Genomic DNA, 20,467 nt, shown 5'->3' on the forward strand with positions numbered 1-20,467 from the left:
TATGAACGTCCAGACCAACGTATTTCACTGCCTCCGTCATGACTCGTCTCCGCTGCTGACAAATCCATCATCAGCATCTCAGATTCGAGCCTCCAAGGCTCCGGCAGTCATGGGGTCTAGACCGAAACGCGTGCGGAACATTTATCCGGCCTCATGAGTCTTTCCGCCAGAGCCCACGCCGGGCGATAAACGGAGGGACTTATGGGTATCATTCTTTGGCTCATCATCGGCGGTGTCATCGGTTGGCTCGCCAGCATCATCATGCGCACCGACGCGCAGCAGGGCATTTTCCTGAACATCGTCGTCGGTATCGTCGGCGCCTTCATCGGCGGCCTGATCATCTCGGGCGGTTCGATCAACAATGCGCCGCTTAACGTCACGTCGTTCCTGGTGTCGCTGCTGGGTGCGGTGATCCTGCTCGGGATCGTGAACCTCGTGCGTCGTGGCAGCGTGCGCTAAGCGCCGCTTCCCCCTCGAAGGTTGAAGAAAGGGCCGTCCGGGCAACCGGGCGGCCTTTTTCTATGCGCCGAATCCACCACTTGATCGTCATCCCGGCGTGCGCCGGGATGACGAAGGGGCGGGGCGGTTCATCGCCACCGCCCCCGCTTCACCTCACTGCAATAGGTAGCGCACCGACAGCGTGACGGTGACGTCCTTCTCGCCCGGTGCGATCTCGGTGGCGGCATCCGCCTTCATCGCGCGGACCATCATCGGCACGACCGGCGATCCGCCGTCATTCTGCCCCGCCTCCGCAATCGAGATGACGCGTACCACACGCATGCCGGCCGCCGACGCATACAGATCGGCCCGCGCACGGGCGCGCTTCACCGCATCGGCGCGGGCTTCGTCCAGCGCGGCATCGGGCTTGTCGATCGACAGATTGGGGCCCTCGATCTGGTTCGCGCCTTCCGCGACCAGCGTATCGAGCACGGTGCCGGCGCGCGCGACGTCGCGGAAGCGGACGCTGACCGTGTTGGTCGCCTGATAGCCGGTGATCGCCGGCGGCTGGCCGTCGGTGTAGCGATATTGCGGATTGAGGCCGACGTTCGACGTCGCGATGTCGCGGGGCGCGATGCCGGCGCGCTTCAGGCCCGCCATGACGCGCGCCATCCGCTGCGCATTGTCGGACAGCGCGGCGGCGGCGGTCGGCGCTTGCGACACGACGCCGGCACGGATCGTCGCAATGTCGGGCACGCGCGTGGTGCGGCCTTCCGCCTGGATATCGAGGATCGTGCCCTGCGCGGGCACCAGTGGCTCGACCGTGGTCGGCAGGCTCTGCGCGTGCGCGGCGCCCGTCATCGTCACCAATCCGGCGGCGGCTCCGGCCAGCGCGGTCCAATATTTCATCGCAAGACTCCCGTTGTTGCGTGTGGGGCGGTCTTTGCCGCCGATAAGGTCAACCGTTGCTGAACGACGTCGATCCGTTGCGTAGATCAATGGCTTGCGGCATGACGCGGCGACCGTGCCGCCCATCGTCGCGACCAGGGCTTGAGTGCGGTGATATATTCCGATAACACAGTGCGACGGGTACAGGCCGGACGTAAGCCGGGACGGGGATGGGACGGGCATGAACGAATATAACGGGTCGATCGGTCACGAAGAGCGGATGGCGCTGCCGGGGGAACCGGCGCCGTCGGGCCGCGGACGGACGATCGTCATCACCGTGATCGTGATCGCGCTCCTCGGCGTGCTCGCCTATGTCATGTTCGGTCACAAGAAGGCCGATCCCAATGCCGGCAAGAAGACCGAGCAGATGCCGGCCGTCACCTATGTGGTGCCGGGTCGCAAGACGGTGGATCGCACGATCAACGCCACCGGTACGCTGGCCGCGCGGCGCGAGATGCCGGTCGGTGTCGCGGGCGAGGGCGGCATGATCACCCGCGTGCTGGTCGAGCCGGGGCAGTGGGTGAATGCGGGACAGGTGCTCGCCACCGTCGACCGTTCGGTGCAGACGCAGACCGCGCAGAGCCTGGCCGCGCAGGTCGCGGTCGCCCGATCCGACCAGACGATCGCCCAGGCCGAACTCGACCGCGCCCAGCAGTTAGTCGACCGCGGCTTCATTTCCAAGGCCGATCTCCAGCGCAAGGCCGCCACGCGCGATGCCGCCGCCGCGCGCGTACAGGTCGCCGCTGCCGGCTTGCGCGAGGCCCAGGCGCGCAACGGCCGCCTCGATATCCGCGCGCCCGCCGCGGGCCTTGTCCTGACGCGCCAGGCCGAACCCGGGCAGATCGTCAGCGCCGGTTCGGGTGTGCTGTTCCGCATGGCGCAGGGCGGCCAGATCGAAATGCGCGCGCAGCTGTCCGAAGCCGATCTCGCGACGCTTCACACCGGTGCGCGCGCGCAGGTGACGCCGGTCGGCAGCGATCGCAGCTTCGCCGGCGAGGTGTGGCAGGTGTCGCCTGTGATCGACACGCAGACGCGGCAGGGCATCGCCCGCGTCGCGCTGCCGTACGACCCGGCGCTGCGTCCTGGCGGCTTCGCCTCGGCGACGATCGTCGGCGGGGCGGCGGTGGCGCCGCTGTTGCCCGATTCGGCGATCCAGAGCGACGACAAGGGCAGCTTCGTCTATATCGTCGGCAAGGATGACAAGGTCGAACGCCGCAACGTCAAGATCGGCCAGGTGTCGGATGCGGGCGTCACGATCACCTCAGGGCTGGACGGCAGCGAGCGTGTGGTGCGGGCGGCGGGCGGCTTCCTCGTCCCGGGCCAGAAGGTGAAGCCGGTCGTGGGAAAGGCGAGCTGACATGAGCTTTCGCAACATCTCCGCCTGGGCGATCCGGAACCCCGTTCCGCCGATCGTCCTGTTCATCGCGCTGACGCTGGCGGGCATCGTCAGCTTCATGCGGATGGACGTGAACAACGACCCCGACATCGACTTCCCCGTCGTCATCGTCGTCATCAGCCAGCCGGGCGCGGCACCGACGGAGCTGGAAAATCAGGTCACCAACCGCATCGAATCGGCGGTGCGGTCGCTGCAAGGCATCGACGAAATCACCTCGACCGTGACCGAGGGCCAGTCGACCACGGTCGTTCAGCTCGCGATCGGCACGCCGATCGACCGCGCGGTCAACGACACGCGCGACAAGATCGCACAGATCCGCAGCAACCTGCCCGAAGGCATTTTAGAACCGCAGATCTTCCGCGCGGACACGACGGACAACGATCTCGCCAGCTATTCGGCGATCGCCAGCGACATGACGGTCGAACAGCTCAGCTGGTACATCGACAACACGGTCGCCAAGGAATTGCTGTCGGTGCCCGGCATGGCCGCGGTCAACCGTAACGGCGGCGTCAGCCGTGAAATCCGCGTCATTCTCGATCCACTGAAGCTGCAGGCGCAGGGTCTCACCGCGGCGCAGGTCAATGCGCAGCTCAGGCAGATCAACCTCAACGCCGCCGGCGGCCGCGCCGAGATCGCCGGGTCCGAACAGTCGGTCCGCGTGCTCGGCAATGCCCGCAACGCCAACGATCTCGCGCAAACGCGGATCAGCGTCGGCGACGGCCGCACCATCCGCCTCGCGGACATTGCGACGGTCCGCGATCTCTATGCCGAACAGCGTAGCCGCGCCGCGGTCGACGGGCGTCAGGCGATCAGCTTCGACTTCCAGCGCGCCAAGGGGGCCTCTGACGTCAGCGTCTTCAACGAGGCGGTGAAGAAGCTGCAAGCGCTCGAAAAGCGCAACCCGAGCGTGCATTTCGTGCTGCGTTCGAACAGCGTCAAATATACCGAGGCCCAGTACAAGTCCGCGATCCATGCGATGATCGAGGGCGCGGTGCTGGCGGTGCTGGTCGTGCTGCTGTTCCTGCGCGACTGGCGCGCGACGCTGATTTCGGCGCTGGCGATCCCGCTGTCGGCGATCCCGACCTTCTGGTTCATGGAGCTGTTGGGCTTCAACCTGAACCAGATGACGCTGCTCGGCCTCAGCCTCGTCGCGGGCGTGCTGGTCGACGACGCGATCGTCGAGATCGAAAATATCGTCCGTCACATGCGCATGGGCAAATCCGCCTATCAGGCGTCGATCGATGCGGCGGACGAGATCGGCCTCGCCGTGCTGGCGACGACGATGTCGATCGTCGCGGTGTTCATGCCGGTCAGCCTGATGCCCGGCATTTCCGGCCAGTATTTCCAGAACTTCGGCCTGACCGTCGTCGTGTCGGTGCTGATGAGCCTCGCCGTCGCGCGCCTCATCACGCCGATGATCGCGGCCTATTTCCTCAAGAGCTTCGGCCACGCGAGCCACGGCGAGGGCAGGCTCATGGACGCCTATATGGCGGTCCTGCGCTGGACGCTCGACAGCACGCGGCAAAAGGCGAGCGCAGCGCGGGGCAGCTATCACCGCGTCACCAGCCGCTGGCGCGACCATCGCATGTGGGTGATGGGCCTGGGCGTCGCCGCATTCGTCGCGACGCTGTTCATGTTCACCGTCATCCCGATGCAGTTCTCGCCGCCGCAGGACAATGACGATTCGACCGCGACGATCGAGATGGTGCCGGGCACGACGCTGGCTCAGACCGACGCCGTCGTGACGCGGGTTGCCGACCTGCTCCGCCGCCAGCCGGAGGTGCAGTCGGTCTACGCGCGCACGGGATCGAACGGATCGGTCGCCAACGGCCGCGTCACCGCGACGCTGCGCGACGACCGCAAGGTCACCAGCACGGAATTCGAACGTAAGCTCGCGCCCGAATTGGCCAAGATCCCCGACGCGCGCGTCGGCTTCCGCTCGCAGTTCGGCTGGGGCTCGTCGGGTCGTGACATGACCGTCGTCCTCGGCAGCGACGATCCCGAGCTGCTGCAGAAGACCGCGAACACCCTGGTCGACCAGATGGCGAAGCTGGGGACGATCACGCAGCCGCGCATTTCGGGCAACCTTCAGCGGCCCGAGATCATCATCAAGCCGCGCTTCGACCTCGCCGCCAATCTGGGCGTGACGACGCAGGCCCTGTCCAGCGCGATCCGCATCGCGACCCTGGGTGACATCGACCAGAATTCGGCGCGCTTCAGCCTGGCCGATCGCCAGGTGCCGATCCGCGTCGCGCTCGACCAGGGCGCGCGGACCGAGCTGTCGACGATCCAGAACCTGCCTGTCGCAACGCAGACGGGCGGATCGGTGCCGCTCAGCCTGATCGCCGATATCAGCCTGGGTTCGGGGCCGACGCAGATCGACCGCGTCAACCAGCAGCGCCGCATCGCGGTGGGCGCGGACCTTGCGCCGGGTATCGTCTCCGGCGTCGCGCAGAAGCAGATCGACAATCTGCCGATCATGAAGAACCTGCCGATCGGCGTGAACAAGCTGACGCTGGGGCAGGCGAAGTGGCAGGCGGAGATGCTGCAGAACTTCGTCGTCGCGGTGATTTCGGGGACGTTCCTCGTGTTCGCGGTGCTGGTGCTGCTGTACCGCCGGGCGCTGCCGCCGTTCGTCAACATGGCGTCGCTGCTGCTGGCGCCGTTGGGCGGCCTGATCGCGTTGTGGGCGACGGGTAACCCCTTGTCGCTACCGGTGTTCATCGGCCTGCTGATGCTGCTCGGCATCGTCGCCAAGAACTCGATTCTGCTGATCGACTTCGCCCTGGAGGAGATGAACAAGGGCGTCGATACGCTCACCGCCATCATCGACGCTGGGCACAAGCGCGCGCAGCCGATCGTGATGACCACGGTCGCGATGGTCGCGGGCATGATCCCGACCGCGCTGTCAATCGGCGGCGACGGATCGTGGCGTGCGCCGATGGGCATCGTCGTGATCGGCGGCCTGATCCTGTCGACCATCCTGACGCTGGTGATCGTGCCCGCGGCGTTCAGCCTGGCGGTGGGGGTGGAGCGCTATGTCGGCCCGCGGTTGGGTCGGCGCCTGCTCACCTACCGTCCCGGCGACGACGGCAGCACGGTGGTCGGCATCGCAGGTCCGGACACGCCGACGCTGGGGCCGGTGCCCGGGCGGCTGGGCCATGGGGACCAGCCGGCGGAATAGGGCGGGACAGGCGTTTGCTGTGATGACGGAGGGAAGGGCTGCAGGGCTTCCCTCCGCGTCATTCCCGCGAAGGCGGGAATCCATAGCCGCTGAGGTGGCGACTTTTTCGCAAGGGTAGCGCGTCTGGATTCCCGCCTTCGCGGGAATGACGGAGAAGGGGGCTTTGGAGGGGGCAGGGCAGCGGCAATGACGTCGGACGACAGATGACGTGATGACCACCGCATCCCGCATCCATCACGCCTCTTGAACTTCCCCGGCTTTCGGGGATTGTTTCGCCGATGACGTCCGTTCCCCGTATCCGCGCCGGCGAGGCGGCCCCGCCAGCCCTCGTCAGGATGCGGCGGATCGCGGGTGGATTGCTGTTGGCGATGGCTGCGATCTTCCTCGTCAGCCGGCATTATGCGCCCCTCTACCCCTTGGCGGGCTTCGTGCAGGCGTTCAGCGAGGCGGCGATGGTCGGCGGCCTGGCCGACTGGTTTGCCGTGACCGCGCTGTTCCGCCACCCGCTGGGGCTGCCGATCCCGCATACCGCGATCGTTCCGCGCAACAAGGATCGGATCGGCGATACGCTCGCGACCTTCCTGCGCACCAACTTCCTGTTGCCCGCCATTATCGCCCGCCAGATGCGCCGCGTCGATGTCGCGACAGCGATCGCCCGTTGGCTGACCGATCCGCCGGAAGGGGCAGGGGGGCGGTTCCGCCAGGGTGCATCGAAGCTGGTGGCGCAGGTGCTCGACGGCCTCGATCCGCAGCGGCTGGGTGGCATGGTGAAGGCGGGAATCGCCGCGCGACTGCGCGAGACCGACGTGTCGCCGATCCTCGGTCGCATCCTCACCGCCACGGTCGCCGACAATCGCCATGCCCCGCTGCTCGACGGCGCGATCCGCTGGAGTGCCAAGGCGCTGGCCGCCAACGAACATCTGATCCGCCAGATGGTGCATGACCGCGCGGGATCGATCCTGCGCTGGACGGGGCTCGACGAAACCGTTGCGGACAAATTGATCGACGGTCTCGACCGGCTGATCGTCGACATGGCCGAAGACCCGCAGCATCCGCTGCGCCTGAAGGTCGAGGAAGGGCTGGATCGTCTCGCCTGGGACCTGCAATTCGACCCCGAGACGCAAGCGAAAGTGGAGGCGATGAAGGTCGAGCTGATCGCCAATCCCGCGATGCAGCGCTGGATGGACGGTCTGTGGGAATCGGCGCGTGCCGGCCTGTTGCGCATCGCCCGCGACCCCGAAGGCGCGATGCAGGGCCAGATCGGCGACCTGCTACGCCAGCTCGGGCAAACGCTGACCAGCGATCCGCGCCTCGCCCGCACGATCAATCGCTTCGTCCGCCGTACCGTCGTGGGCATCGCCGCGGATTATGGCGAGGGCATCGTCGCACTCGTGTCGCAAACCGTCCGCGGCTGGGATACCCGCACGATCACCAGCCGGTTGGAAAACGCCGTCGGCCGCGACCTGCAATATATCCGCATCAACGGGACGCTGGTCGGCGGGCTCGTCGGCCTCGTCATCCATAGCGTCGACGTTTTGCTCTGACTTGGGCAGCCTGTCGCCCGCGTCGTGACCGATCGAACCTGACCTGAACACACCGACCGTCCCGCCGTGGGCCGTCGCACCTTCGAAACGCCTTGCCGTTTAGGGCAACTTGCCGCACAAGCCATGGCGATGAGCGGCTCACCGGACTTCCAGCAGGATAGCGGCGGAACGCTGCGCTTTTCCGGCGATCTGCTGCTGCGTACCATCGGTACGCTGCCCGAACGCCTCGATGGCGTCGCGGGGCCGGTTTCTCGCATCGATCTCAGCGATGTCGGGCGGATCGATACGGTCGGCGCCTGGGTGATCCACCGCTTTGCCGCCCGTCATGACGCCAAAATCGACGGCCTGGACGAGGGTGGGCGTTACCTGCTCGACCATGTCGTCGCCGCGGACCAGCCCGTTGCGTTGCCGCAGCGCCCGTCCAACGCCTTTGTCCGCCTGCTGGGCGAGATGGGCGATGCGGTCGTCATTACCTTCCGCACGCTGTACGGCCTGCTTGGCTTCCTGGGCGCGACGACGATCGCGTTCGTCAACGTCGTGCGCCACCCCAGCCGCTTCCGCTTCAACGCGACGGTTCACCGATTCGAAGTGGTCGGCGTGCAGGCGCTGGCGATCGTCGGGCTGATGAGTTTCCTGATCGGCATCGTCATCGCGCAACAGGGCGCGGTGCAGCTCCGGCAATTCGGCGCGGAGGTGTTCACGATCAACCTCGTCGGACGCCTGACCTTGCGGGAACTCGGCGTGCTGATGACCGCGATCATGGTGGCGGGTCGCTCGGGCTCCGCCTTCGCGGCGCAGCTCGGCACCATGAAGCTGACCGAAGAGATCGACGCGATGCGCACGATCGGCGTCTCGCCGATGGAGGCGCTGGTGCTGCCGCGCACGATCGCGGCGGTGCTGCTGATGCCGCTGCTCGGCTTCTATTCGTCGCTGATCGCGATCATCGGCGGCTGCCTGCTGGCCTGGGCGTCGCTCGACATTCCGCCGGTCACGTTCATCCAACGCATCCGCGAAGTCGTGCCGATCACCGATCTGTATATCGGCCTGATCAAGGCGCCGGTCTTTGGGGCGATCATCGCGATCGCGGGCTGCTTCCAGGGCATGCTGGTCGAATCGGACGCGGAGCAGGTCGGCCTGCGCACCACGTCGGCGGTGGTGCAGGCGATCTTCCTCGTCATCGTGCTCGACGCCTTCTTCGCGGTGTTCTTCACCTGGGTGGGGTGGAACTGATGGCGCAGCGCAACACCGCCCCCGGCGATGACGGCGAGCACGTCATCCAGGTCCGCGGCCTGAAGAATGCCTTCGGCGATTCGGTGATCCACGACGGGCTCGACCTCGACGTGCGGCGCGGCGAGATTCTGGGCGTCGTCGGCGGATCGGGCACCGGCAAGTCGGTGCTGATGCGCTCGATCATCGGCCTGCAGACGCCGGTCGAGGGCGAGATCACCGTCTTCGGCGAACCGACGATCGGCCGCGAGGAAACCGAGGCCACCAACATCCGCAAGCGCTGGGGCGTGCTGTTCCAGGGCGGCGCGCTCTTCTCCACGCTGACGGTCGCCGAGAACGTCCAGGTGCCGCTGCGCGAATTCTATCGCGACCTGAACCCCGCGCTGATGGCGGAAATCGCCACGTACAAGGTCGTGATGACCGGCCTGAAGCCCGATGCCGGGCCCAAATATCCGGCCGAACTGTCGGGTGGCATGAAGAAGCGCGCCGGCCTTGCGCGCGCGCTGGCGCTCGATCCCGAACTGCTGTTCCTCGACGAACCGACGGCGGGCCTCGACCCGATCGGCGCTGCGGCGTTCGACGACCTCACCCAATCGCTCCAGAAGACGCTGGGGCTGACCGTGTTCCTGATCACCCACGATCTCGATACGCTGTACGCGATCTGCGACCGCGTTGCGGTGCTGGCGGACAAGAAGGTGATCGCGGTCGGCACGATCGACGAGCTGCTCGCGCTCGATCACCCCTGGATCCAGGAATATTTCAAGGGCCCGCGCGGCCGCGCCGCTATCGCCACGCAAGAGGCGAATGCGCGCGATCACCCCACCGACGTGAAGACCAACCAACTCGCGGCAAGTCCCGCCGCAGCGACCGAACCGGCCGAACAGGCGAGAAGCGACTGATGGAAACCCGTTCCAACCATGTGATCGTCGGCGCGGTCGTGCTGATCCTGCTCGCCGTGCTGGCGATCTTCACCGTCTGGATCGCCCGCCTTGGCGGCGCGAAGACGCACGAATACGACATCTTCTTCAAGCAATCCGTCGACGGATTGGCGACGGGATCGACCGTCACCTATTCGGGCGTGCCGACGGGGCAGGTGAAGAAGATCGCGCTGTGGAAGCCCGATCCCCAGTTCGTGCGCGTGCGCGTGTCGCTCAACGAGGATACGCCGATCCTGCAGGGCACGACCGCGACGATCCAGGGCAGCTTCACCGGGACCAGCACCGTCGCGCTGGACGGCGCACGCAAGGGCGCGCCGCCGATCGTCTGCCCGGAACGGCCCGATCCGACGCAATGCCCCTATGGCGTGCCCGTGATCCCGACCAAGCAGGGCGGCATCGGCGCGATCCTGAACAGCGCGCCGCAGCTGCTCGAGCGCCTATCGACGCTGACCGAGCGGCTGACCGGCCTGCTCACCGATCGCAATCAGGCGTCGATCGCCGGCATCCTCGACAATACCAACCGCCTGACCGACGCGCTCGCCGATCGCGGGCCGGAGATTGCGGCGACGCTGGCGCAGACCCGCATCGCGATCCAGCAGGCGGGCGATGCCGCGCAGTCGATCGGCAAGCTCGCCGATACGACGAACGGCGTGCTGGCGGAGGACGTCAAGCCGACGCTCGCCAACCTCAACCAGACGATCGCAGCGGCCAAGCAGAGCGCAGAGACGCTCAACTCGGCGATCCAGGATGCGCGGCCGGGCCTGCAGACCTTCTCGAAGCAGACGATTCCGGAAGCCAACCGTCTGGTACGCGACCTGCGCGTTACCGCGACCGCGCTGTCCTCGATCGCCGACAAGGTCGATCAGGGTGGGGCAGGATCGCTGATCGGCCAGCAGAAGCTCCCCGATTACAAGGGCAAGTGAGATCATGAAGACCAGACTTCTCCTTCTCGCCGCGGCCCTGCCGCTCGCCGGCTGCATCAGCTTCGGTGCCAAGCCGCCGCCCTCGCTGTTGACGCTGGAGGAGGCGGCGATGCCGGCGGTCGGGAAGGTCGAGAATTCGGCGAACGCCCGTTCGATCGTGATCCAGGTGCCGACGACGCCCGCCGCGATCGCGGTGACGCGCGTGCCGGTCGAAGAAACGCCGACCAGCCTCGCCTATGTCAAGAACGCGCAATGGGCGGAGCCGCCCGCGCGCCTGTTCGCCCGGTTGCTGGCGGACACCGTCACCGCGCGCACCAACATGGTCGTGCTGTCGTCGGTCCAGTCGATCGCCGATCCCTCCGCGACGCTGGCGGGCGAACTGCGTCGCTTCGGCCTCGACGCGACCCGGCGTGAGGCGGTGGTGGTCTATGACGCGGCGCTGACGCCGGCGGGCAGGGACAATGTCGTCAAGCGCCGGTTCGAGGCGCACGTCCCGATCGGCGCGATCGATGCGGCCAATGCCGGGCCCGCGCTCAGCAACGCCGCCAATCGGGTTGCTGGCGAGGTCGCGACCTGGGTCGCGGCGAACTGATCCTGGGGGCGGCAATCGCCCCCGGGCTTGATGTGACGTATTGGCAGGAGCGGGTCGCCCTGCCGAACCACACGAACGTTATCCCAGCGAAGGCTGGGATCTCCCGGTAACGGCCCAGCGCGCGTCGCGTCGCGCCTAACGCGCCCAGCCTTACGGCCGCCGCCGCACCGCCGGCAGGACGTCGCATACCGCTGCCCCGCCGAGGCTGACCATCGGCGCGTCGGGGTTCTCGCGCCGGGCGACCGCTGCGGCGAAGCGGGGATTGTCCGCCGCGCGATATTGGAAGTGCGGCCGTTCGGCGGCCGGCATGTCGCTCGCCAGCCGTACCGACACGATGCCGGTGCGCTCGCCCGGTGTCGCATAGACCCCCATCGGCGCATCGCTGCGCGGCAGGCCGGACAGATAGCCCATGCCCTCCACGATCCGCCCGACGACGGTATAGTTGCGGTCCAGCCGCCGCGCCGACTGGCCGATCGGGGTGAACAACTCAGCGCCCGATCCCGTGCTCGGCAACGCATCGCGTGCGACGCCGACCATGCCATAGCAATGCGTCAGCCACGCCTGCCGCCCGTTGGTCGCAACCGGCCAGCCGTCCGCGGTGATCCCGGAGGCGGTCGAATAAGGATCGGCGCGCGTCATCCGCACCGCGGGGTCGAACGCAGCAATTTCGAACTCGGGCGCCGGCCGGTCGGTCACGCCGCCGGGCAGCGGCTTCTTTTCAGTCGCATCGCCCCATTGGGCGACCCAATTTTCCTGCACGCGATAGACGCTGGCGTCGTCCCACCAGCGCGCGTGCGCCAGCGTGCGGATATTGCCGACATGCGCGGGTGCGAACCGCGGCGCGAGCCGAATGACGACCTGCTTGCCGCTAGCGAGCGTCATCACCAGCAACTCGTCGTCGGGGATCGTCCGCCAATCGGCCTCGATCGGATCGGCGGGCGTTACGGCTGGGGCGGGGGGCGTTGCCTGAAGCGGCGCGGCGGCGAGAAGCAGGCTCAGGATCATGGCGCCAGACTGACGTAACCTACGGCCACGCGCAATCACTTGCAGCGCGCCGACGGACAGGCTAGGCGCCCCCTTCCAGGACATGCGGAGCGGTGGCCGAGTGGTCGAAGGCGCTCGCCTGGAAAGTGAGTATACGCCAAAAGCGTATCGAGGGTTCGAATCCCTCCCGCTCCGCCACATCTCCAAATACATCTTAAGGCTTAATGGGTTCGTCCAGGTCGGATGGGCGGCCCAACCTTGAACCCACATATCATCCTCGGTTTTCGTGAAAGCCTAATGTGGGGTTTTGCGAATCTATCTGTCATCGCCCAGGCTCCCTTTTGCGGCCTGCAGGCCATAGGATGTGTCACGCAACGCGGTGGATCGCGGCGTGCGGGCGGGGGTGCGAGAGATGTGATGCGACATTGGGCATTTTCGCGCGGATTGGGCGGTATCCTGGTGCTGATCGATTTCGCGAGACGGCATAGCATGTCGCTGAGCGATACGCTTGCGGAGAGCGGGATCACGCAGGCGCAGCTCCGCCAGCCGAACGCGGACGTGGCGGCCACCCAGGAATTGCGCGTCATCGCCAATATCGTCCAGCGCCTTGGCGATCCCGTGCGCCTGGGATTGGACATGGGGCTGAGCTTCCATTTCGCGACCTATGGCATCTGGGGGTTGGCCCTGATCAGCAGCGCGACCGGCCGGGACGCGATGCAATTCGCCTTGCGGTCGCTGCCGCTGACCCACGCCTTTACGACGATCGACTATGAGGAAACCGCGCAGCACGCCGCATTGGTCTTCGGCGAACCGGGCCTGCCGGCCAATCTGGAGGCTTTCCTGATCGCACGGGACATGGCCGCGGCCTCGCTACTGCAGCGCGAGGTCATGGGGCCGGACTTTGTCCTCAAGCGCTTCACCTTGGCGATGTCGCGATCGTGCGAGGACACGGCAGCGCTGCCCGACATCCTGGGTGCCGAGGTGGAACTGGGCGCGGGGTGCAATCGGATCGTCTTCGACCGCGTGTTTCTGGAACGACCGCTGCCGCAAGCCAATGCCGCGACCGCCGCGATGTGCCAGACCCTGTGTCGGCATCAGCTGGACCGGCAGCCTGCCAGCACGCCGATCGCCGGATTTGCATCCCACTATCGCAACGCTGCGCCGGCGAGCGCGCCGGTCCGGCTGACGGAACTCGCGCGGATGACCAACGTCAGCGAGCGGACGCTCAAGCGCCGGCTGAAGGCGGAGGGCACGTCCTTCCGCGCGTTGTCCGCCGAAAGTCGGCGCGCACGGGCGGAAACCCTGTTGGCGGCCAACCGCCTGTCGATCGGCGACATTGCCGCGGAGTTGGGCTTTAGCGACTTGTCGAGCTTTTCGCAGGCGTTCAAGCGATGGACAGGCGTGGCGCCCAGCGCCTACCGTCGGCAGGCGTTGGGAGGAGAGACCTCAGGCGACTGACCGATGGTCCGCCGCATAGGCGTTCGAGCCGAGGATCAGGTCTGCTGCCTTTTCGCCGATCATCGCAGTCGGCGCCTGCGTATTGCCGCTGACGAGATGGGGCATGATCGAGGCGTCCGCGATGCGCAGCCCGGCGACGCCGCGCACACGTAGCTGCGGATCGACGACGGAGGTGGCATCGCTGCCCATGCGGCACGTGCCGACGGGGTGATAGATCGTATCGGCATGGTCGCGAATGAGCTGGCGCAACGTGTCGTCGTCGTCCTGGCCGGTGCCGTAGATCGGGCGCCCCTTCAGCCGGGCGAGGGCGGGGGCCGCGATGATCTTCTGCGAAATGCGCGCGCCCGCCAGCAGCGTATCCATGTCGCGCGGATCGGACAGAAAGCGGGGATCGATGACCGGGGCATCGCGCATGTCGGCGCTGCGCAGCCGTAGCTCGCCGCGGCTGTAGGGGCGTAGCGCGCAGACGTGGAGCGAATAGCCGCGACCGAGGTGGATCTTGCGATTGTGGTCGTCGACGACCCCCAGGCAGAAATGAAGCTGAAGGTCGGGGCGGGACAGGCCCGGATCGCTTTTCACGAATCCGCCCGCTTCGGCGACATTGGTGGTCAGCATGCCGCGGCCCTTGCGCATCCAGGGATACAGGCCGCGTAGGCCGCCGATCGCGGTGGCACCGCTGACGCCGAACAGCCCGGACGCGGCCGAACGCGCGCTGATCGTATAGTCGATATGATCTTGCAGGTTCTGGCCGACCCCCATGAGGTCGTGGACGACGGGAATGCCGTGGCGCGCCAGTTCGCCCGCCGGGCCGACGCCGGACGTCATCAGCAGTTGCGGCGTGCCGAATGCCCCCGCGGCGAGGATGACCTCCTGCCGCGCGGCAAGTCGATGCTCCGCGCCGCCGCGCCGATAGCGGACGCCGGCCGCGCGCAGGCCGTCGAACGTGATGCCGGTGCAGAGCGCATCGGCAATGACGACCAGGTTCTGCTGGCCGGCCACCATACCCAGATAGGCGGCGGCGGCGTTGAATCGGCGTCCGGCCTTCTGAAAGACCTGATACGCGCCGATGCCTTCCTGCTCGGGGCCGTTGAAGTCGCCGTTATGCGAATAGCCGCATTGACGCGCGGCTTCGATAAAGGCCGCGGTCGCGGGATTGGGCTCGCGCAGATCCTCGACGCGCAGCGGCCCGCCCGCGCCATGGAGCGCATCGGCGCCGCGGGCATTGTCTTCGGCGCGTCGGAAATAGGGGAGGACATCATGCCATCCCCATCCCGAACACCCCTCGGCGGCCCAGCCGTCGAAATCCTGCGGCTGTCCCCGGATGTAGATCATCGCATTGATGAGGCTCGATCCCCCAAGGCCGCGCCCGCGGGGCTGATAGCCACGCCGTCCGCCGAGCGCAGGCTGCGGTTCGGTCTGATAGGCATAATTGTGGCGGCCTCGAAAGGCGACGAGGCCCGCAATGCCGAGCGGGATATCGGAGAGTATGGACGCGCGTGCCGGTCCGGTTTCCAGCAGCGCGACCGTGCGGTCGGGACGGGCGGCGGCAAGGCGCGCGGCGACCGCGCAACCGCCGGGGCCTGCTCCCACCACGATATAGTCTGCCGTCTCGATCATATCCTGCTCCTCTCGATGCACGCTCTTGCGGTGGGGCCGTCCTGTCCTTCGTGGGATCGTTAGCTTGTCTGGCTCATCATCCTGCGGACCAGCCGGTCGGGCGCTATGTCCACGAGCCGACGCATCAGGCCCGTCATCCTGCCCACAGGCCAATGCACCTTGCCCGGATTGCCCTTGGCCGTAGCCGCCGCATGGACGGTGCGTGCGACGTCGGACGGCGTCAGCCTGGCACCCATGCGGTCGAAGCTGCGCGCGGTCATCCCCTGAACCATGTCGGTGCGGACGAACAACGGCATGACATCGACGACGCGGATACCGTCCGATTGCCATTCGATGTTGAGGGCCTCGGTCAGCCCCCGGATCGCGAACTTGCTGGCCGAATAGGTGGCGAGTTCAGGCTGGCCGTAGATCGCCGATGCGGACGACATGTTGACGATGCAGGCGCCGGGCCGGCCCGCCAGATAGGGGCGGGCGCTATGGCACCCCAGGATCGTGCCGATGACGTTGATCCCGATGACCGACAGGTGACGTTCGACGGGCTGGTCCTCGAAGGGACCCGAGATCAGGATACCGGCATTGTTCACGAGCAGATCGAGGCCGCCGGCATGGGCCACGAATCGACGGAGCGCCGCGATCCAGGCCGTCTGGTCGGCCACATCGAGGTGAAGCGCGATCGCCCGCCCGCCCAGTGCCGCGGCCACGACGGCACATTCCGCCGCGTCGATATCGGCAACGCCGACCGTCCAGCCCTGCCCGGCGAACAGCTCTGCGGTCGCGCGGCCGATGCCGCGCGCCGCGCCGGTAATGATGACGCCGCGACGGCTCATGATGCCCGCTCCTCGGCAAGAGCCCGGTGACAGACCGCGGAATCGCCGGGGTCGATGGTGGGCGTGACGCGCGCGCGTGCAAATTCCGCGACGGTGCGCAGCGCCCGGCGGGCGGATCGGAGATATGCCGCCTGAAGGTGGAAGACATGCCACCGCTGCGCATGGATTTCGAGCCGGGTCTCGACACCGCATCGGCGCGCATGGGCTGCCAGCCGGACGGCATCCGACAGCAGGATTTCCTGATCGCCCGCCTGGATCAGCATGGGGGGAAGACCCGTCAGCGGGGTCCGCAACGGTCGGCCGGTGGTATCGTTGGCGGGCAGGCGATACCAGCCCAGCGCCTGTCGCAGCCATCCGCGCCGGATCATCGGATCGGCGACACCAGAGCCGTTGCCCGGCACCGATCCCGACAGGCTCGGATCGGTCACCGGCGACAGCAGCGCCAAGCCGGCGGGAAGGTTTTCCCCGTCGTCGCGCAGCGACAGGGTGAGCGCCAGTGCGAGGCCGCCCCCCGCGGAATCGCCGGCAACGACAATCCGTTCGGCCGGGTAACCGGCATCCCGCATCGCCCGCCAGCAGGATCGCGCGTCCTGCAGCCCGGCGGGATGGGGGTGTTCCGGTGCAAGCCGATATTCGGGCACCCAGACCGGCAGTCCCGCCGCTGCCGCCAGTCGCGTCGTGACGGAGCGGTGCGACCGCGCGTTGCCGAGGCAGAAAGCGCCGCCGTGGAGGTACAGGATCGCACCCGCGTGCCGCGCGCTCATTGCATTGCGCTCCGCTCGCGCGGGGCGATCACCTCGATCCGCAAACCGTTCACGTCTGCGCTGCGTCGCGTCACCCCCTTCACGCCCGGCATCAAGCCCGACAGCAGTGCCACGACGCCACGCTGGATCGCGACGGGGAAGGGCGGGCCGATCAGCGGCCGAAACGCAATTTGCAGGAACAGACGGAGCGACTGCGCCGTCGCCCGCTCGACGATCCCCGACGGCGGCAACAGGGTCACCGCGCCCGACCGGGCCGACCGGCTCTGGAACGTATAGGCATCAAGGCTGCGGCGCCGCGTCAGCGCGCGATACGACAGGGTAAAGCCCGGCCAGTTGGTCGTGTTGCGCCCGCGCGCATCGACGTACCAACTCGTGCACCCCGCCCAGACGGTGCGCGCGAGCCGATCCTGCACATGGCTGTCGTGGCGCCGGAATGCATCGTCCGCGACCTCGATCGTTTCAGCGCCGGTGGCCTGCACGCGCATGCGGCACCGCAGGACATGCGCGATCTGCGATTCGATCATGTAGACGATCGAGTTGTGGCCCAGATTGGTGTTGGGGCCATAGAGCATGAAAAAATTGGGGAAGCCGGGCACCGCCATGCCCAGATAGGCGCTGGCGCCGTCGCGCCAGGCATCGTTCAGCGCGATGCCCTGCCGGCCCCGGATCGTCATCGGCGACAGGAATTCGGTCGCGGCGAAGCCGGTGCCGTAGATCAGCACGTCGACATCGTGCGATCGTCCATCGACCGTCTCGACGCCGGTGGCGGTCAGGCGAGCGATGCGATCGGTGACCAGATCGACATTGGGTCGCGCCATCGTCGCGAGATAGTCGTCTGAGAGGAGCAACCGCTTGCATCCTACCGGATAGTCGGGCCTCAGCTTGTCACGCGTCAGCGGGTCCGCCACCTCCCGCGCGAGCATCCGGCGGAACGGCCGCGCGGCGGCGATCTCCATCAACCCCTTGAACCGCGTGAACGCCAGTGCGCGCGACTCATAGCGCAGGTAGATGCCCAGCCGGTGCAGCCGCATCGCCGACGGCACCGCGCGAAACCGGCGTTTCTCCCGCTCCGTGTACGGACGATCGGGCTTCGGCATGATGTAGGCGGCGGAGCGCTGGAAGACGCTGACCTTGCCCGCATCGGCGGCGATCTTCGGCACGAACTGGATGGCCGAGGCGCCGGTGCCGATCACTCCGATCCGTTTGCCCGCCAGGGGGATGGTGTGATCCCAATGCGCGGAATGGAAGGCGGGGATGCGCAGATCCTCCTGCCCCTTTAGCACGGGTATGGCGGGGCGGCTCAATTGCCCGACGGCGCTGATCAGCAGGTCGGCAGTGAAGACGCCGCCATCCGCGGTCCGCACGGTCCAGCACGCCTCGGCCTCATCGAAGTCCGCGCCCAGCACCTCCGTCCCGAACCGGACATGGCGGCGCACGTCCAGATCGTCGGCGCAGCGTTCGAGATAGGCGTGGATCTCGGCCTGGGTGGCAAAGGCCCGCGTCCAGTCGGGATTGGGGGCGAAGGAAAAGGAATAGAGGTGCGACGGGACATCGCAGGCCGCGCCGGGATAGGTGTTGTCGCGCCAGACCCCGCCCACGGTGTCCGCCTTTTCCAGCACGACGAAGTCCTCGACGCCATGGCGCTTCAGCCCCGCCGCCATGCCGATGCCGGCAAAGCCCGTGCCGATGATGATGGCGGACCATCGGCGGCCGGCGCGAGGCTGTTCCTGGCCTGCTGCCGGGCGCGCCTGTGGCGGTGGTCTGCGCACCATCGTGTCTGCCGTGTCGATCGACATGCACCTCTCCCGTTGCCGATCACGCCGGCCGTGCAGGACAGGGTGGAACCTTGCGCGTCAGCGGGGAAGAGCGGGGCAGGCCATCACTTTATCGAATGGGCCAAACATAGCGTCGCTCGGACGGGGCGCCTTGTATGGCAAGCACCCCAACCAGCGCTCGCGCTCAGCCGCCATAGCGGCGACGCCATTTCGCATAGGCGGCGGCGACGTTCGCGCCGGTGGCGTTGAACCAGGCATAGCCGTTTCGGCGTTCCAGGCTGATGGCGTTGACGTCGTCGTGGATCGACCGGTCGCGGTCGCCGAAGACCGGGCGTTCGGTGGCCGGGTCATAGAAGCGCGCCCATAACGTCTTCGCGCCGGGCTGCTTGATCAATCGCCTGCCGCCCGGCGCGGTGGCATCCGTCCACGCATGGTTTTCGATGCCATGGGCGGCGAACCAGGCGGCACCGGCGGTGATCGCCGCGCGCATTGCCGGCGACGGATCGGGTTCCGCCATCAGAAAGCGCAGCACCGCGGCGCTTTCGGCCGTGGCGAGTGCGATCGGTTCAAAATTGCGGGCGCCGACCGGGCGGAGCGTGAGCGGGTCGTATTGCTGCGCCCAGATCGTGCGCCCGCCGTCCACGACCACCTGCGTCGCAAGCAGCGTCGCGACCGCGCGCGCCGCGGCCTCTCGCGCGGCGGTGCGCAGCGCGGGGGGCACGAAGCCATAGTCGCCGGTCCCGGCGGCGACACGCTGCAGCAGCGCAGTCGCCCGCAGCATCGCATCGTCGTTCAGCGTCAGCGCGTCGTGATAGCCGCCCTGCAACGGATAGACCTGCGGCCAGCCGCCCGACGGCTGCTGCGCCTGCAACAGATAGCGGATGCCCTGGACGAAGGCGGTGCGATAGCGCCCGCCGTCGGCGCCCGGCCGCCCGGCCTGCGCGCGCGCCAGAAAGGCGAGTTCGGTCGTCGTCGCATCGTTGTCGATCGTGCCCACGAATCCCCAGCCGCCCGCGAGATCGGCGGCCGCATGCGCGCCGGCCTTGCTGTCGAAGGGGATGTACATCTGGCCACGGATGCGGGCCGGCGCGCTGCGGTCCTGGTTCTTGCCCCAGCCGCCGGTGGGCGTCTGGAAGCTGACGATATTGTCCGCGATCGCGCGGGCGGCGTCGCCGGCATACCAGGCCGGGTCGCGATCGAGCGGCATCGTCTTGATCTTGCCTTCGGGCGGCGGCGTCGGAATCGTGGCGAGGCCCTGCCGCTCGGCGGCCAGCGCCGCCTTGTCGCGCGCCATCGCGGCGGTCGAGCGCGCGATATAGTCCGCCCAGGCGCTCCGCTGTGCTGGCGGTAAGCCTGCCAATCGATCGACGGTCAGGGACGGGGGCGGCGCCATATGCCCGATCACCGTGGCGGCTGCCGGTGCCACGGATGTGGCCAATATACACGCCAGAACAAAGCGTTTCATCGCGTGATCCTCTCCACCATTCGTATCTGTGAAGACCATCGTGCCAGCCAATGACACCGGTGACAATAAACGCTTGCGACTTTCTTCGAATCGAATAGCTTTAAGGCTGCCACCAGAGTTCAACGGGACCGCTGGCAAGGAGGGGGCAATGACAGATAGTATGACGCATTTACAACGACTTGAGTTGTCACGCCCTCTCTGGCGCAGGCCGATAGTTACAGCGGCGGTGGCACCGGTTTCTACACTGTCACCGGCCTCCTTCAGCGCCCGAACAACTTGCTATGACACCGGTAACAAAGGGTTTTTTGCTGCGGTGAACCGGTCTGCCGCCTGCATCGAGCGGGTGCGAATCGCCATCGCGGCGCTGCCCGCACGGCGAGCCCCTCA

General features: G+C 67.2%; 16 protein-coding genes and 1 tRNA gene. 10 read left to right on the forward strand and 7 right to left on the reverse strand.

What is annotated here, in order from left to right:
• Positions 1 to 201: 201 nt before the first annotated feature.
• Entirely contained in the window at positions 202 to 459 is a 258-nt protein-coding gene (locus ACP690_RS17275) for a GlsB/YeaQ/YmgE family stress response membrane protein (RefSeq protein WP_017979892.1), read from the forward strand.
• Positions 460 to 612: 153 nt separating this feature from the next.
• Here ACP690_RS17275 and ACP690_RS17280 read toward each other — a convergent pair whose 3' ends face one another.
• Entirely contained in the window at positions 613 to 1,347 is a 735-nt protein-coding gene (locus tag ACP690_RS17280; RefSeq protein ID WP_063686212.1) for an SIMPL domain-containing protein, read from the reverse strand.
• A gap of 220 nt (positions 1,348 to 1,567) precedes the next feature.
• Here ACP690_RS17280 and ACP690_RS17285 point away from each other — a divergent pair, with 220 nt between their 5' ends.
• From ACP690_RS17285 to ACP690_RS17315, 7 genes are all read left to right on the forward strand, one after another.
• On the forward strand, positions 1,568 to 2,743 hold the full coding sequence (locus ACP690_RS17285) for an efflux RND transporter periplasmic adaptor subunit (RefSeq protein ID WP_063686210.1): 1,176 nt from the start codon (positions 1,568 to 1,570) through the stop codon (positions 2,741 to 2,743).
• Between the two features lies 1 nt (position 2,744).
• Positions 2,745 to 5,966, forward strand: coding sequence for an efflux RND transporter permease subunit (locus tag ACP690_RS17290; RefSeq protein ID WP_426261811.1), 3,222 nt, complete (start codon positions 2,745 to 2,747; stop codon positions 5,964 to 5,966).
• Between the two features lie 278 nt (positions 5,967 to 6,244).
• The gene (locus ACP690_RS17295; protein ID WP_426261812.1) at positions 6,245 to 7,510 is read left to right on the forward strand and encodes a DUF445 domain-containing protein; all 1,266 of its coding nucleotides are present in this window, start codon (positions 6,245 to 6,247) and stop codon (positions 7,508 to 7,510) included.
• A gap of 123 nt (positions 7,511 to 7,633) precedes the next feature.
• The gene (locus ACP690_RS17300) at positions 7,634 to 8,740 is read left to right on the forward strand and encodes an ABC transporter permease (RefSeq protein WP_426261813.1); all 1,107 of its coding nucleotides are present in this window, start codon (positions 7,634 to 7,636) and stop codon (positions 8,738 to 8,740) included.
• Entirely contained in the window at positions 8,740 to 9,636 is an 897-nt protein-coding gene (locus ACP690_RS17305; protein ID WP_426261814.1) for an ABC transporter ATP-binding protein, read from the forward strand. The genes ACP690_RS17300 and ACP690_RS17305 overlap by 1 nt, the downstream gene beginning before the upstream one ends.
• Complete coding sequence (locus tag ACP690_RS17310) at positions 9,636 to 10,598, forward strand: MlaD family protein (protein ID WP_017979885.1); 963 nt, start codon at positions 9,636 to 9,638, stop codon at positions 10,596 to 10,598. Before ACP690_RS17305 ends, ACP690_RS17310 begins: the two co-directional genes overlap by 1 nt.
• Positions 10,599 to 10,602: 4 nt before the next feature.
• Positions 10,603 to 11,190, forward strand: coding sequence for an ABC-type transport auxiliary lipoprotein family protein (locus ACP690_RS17315; RefSeq protein ID WP_426261815.1), 588 nt, complete (start codon positions 10,603 to 10,605; stop codon positions 11,188 to 11,190).
• 150 nt (positions 11,191 to 11,340) lie between these two features.
• Here the strand turns inward: ACP690_RS17315 and ACP690_RS17320 are convergent, their stop codons facing one another.
• Complete coding sequence (locus ACP690_RS17320; protein WP_426261816.1) at positions 11,341 to 12,195, reverse strand: peptidylprolyl isomerase; 855 nt, start codon at positions 12,193 to 12,195, stop codon at positions 11,341 to 11,343.
• An 86-nt stretch (positions 12,196 to 12,281) separates the two neighbouring features.
• Between ACP690_RS17320 and ACP690_RS17325 the strand changes: the two genes are divergently transcribed.
• Both ACP690_RS17325 and ACP690_RS17330 read left to right on the forward strand, forming a co-directional pair.
• Positions 12,282 to 12,372, forward strand: a tRNA-Ser gene (locus ACP690_RS17325).
• Positions 12,373 to 12,591: 219 nt separating this feature from the next.
• Positions 12,592 to 13,632, forward strand: a complete 1,041-nt coding sequence (locus tag ACP690_RS17330; protein ID WP_426289879.1) for an AraC family transcriptional regulator — start codon at positions 12,592 to 12,594, stop codon at positions 13,630 to 13,632.
• Here the strand turns inward: ACP690_RS17330 and ACP690_RS17335 are convergent.
• The 5 genes from ACP690_RS17335 to pelA all read right to left on the reverse strand — a co-directional run bounded on the left by ACP690_RS17335 (position 13,621) and on the right by pelA (position 20,080).
• Entirely contained in the window at positions 13,621 to 15,249 is a 1,629-nt protein-coding gene (locus ACP690_RS17335) for a GMC family oxidoreductase (protein WP_426261818.1), read from the reverse strand. The genes ACP690_RS17330 and ACP690_RS17335 overlap by 12 nt on opposite strands.
• A 59-nt stretch (positions 15,250 to 15,308) precedes the next feature.
• Positions 15,309 to 16,076 carry an SDR family oxidoreductase gene (locus ACP690_RS17340; protein WP_426261819.1) on the reverse strand — a complete coding sequence of 256 codons (768 nt, stop codon included), beginning with the start codon at positions 16,074 to 16,076 and terminating at the stop codon, positions 15,309 to 15,311.
• The gene (locus tag ACP690_RS17345) at positions 16,073 to 16,840 is read right to left on the reverse strand and encodes an alpha/beta hydrolase (protein WP_426261820.1); all 768 of its coding nucleotides are present in this window, start codon (positions 16,838 to 16,840) and stop codon (positions 16,073 to 16,075) included. The genes ACP690_RS17340 and ACP690_RS17345 overlap by 4 nt, the downstream gene beginning before the upstream one ends.
• Entirely contained in the window at positions 16,837 to 18,636 is a 1,800-nt protein-coding gene (locus tag ACP690_RS17350; RefSeq protein ID WP_426261821.1) for a flavin-containing monooxygenase, read from the reverse strand. Before ACP690_RS17350 ends, ACP690_RS17345 begins: the two co-directional genes overlap by 4 nt.
• 163 nt (positions 18,637 to 18,799) lie before the next feature.
• The gene (gene pelA, locus ACP690_RS17355) at positions 18,800 to 20,080 is read right to left on the reverse strand and encodes a pectate lyase (RefSeq protein ID WP_426261822.1); all 1,281 of its coding nucleotides are present in this window, start codon (positions 20,078 to 20,080) and stop codon (positions 18,800 to 18,802) included.
• Between the last annotated feature and the right edge of the window lie 387 nt (positions 20,081 to 20,467).

This window comes from Sphingomonas sp. DC4900 (genome assembly GCF_049896485.1).
Taxonomy (GTDB): Bacteria; Pseudomonadota; Alphaproteobacteria; order Sphingomonadales; family Sphingomonadaceae; genus Sphingomonas; species Sphingomonas aquatilis.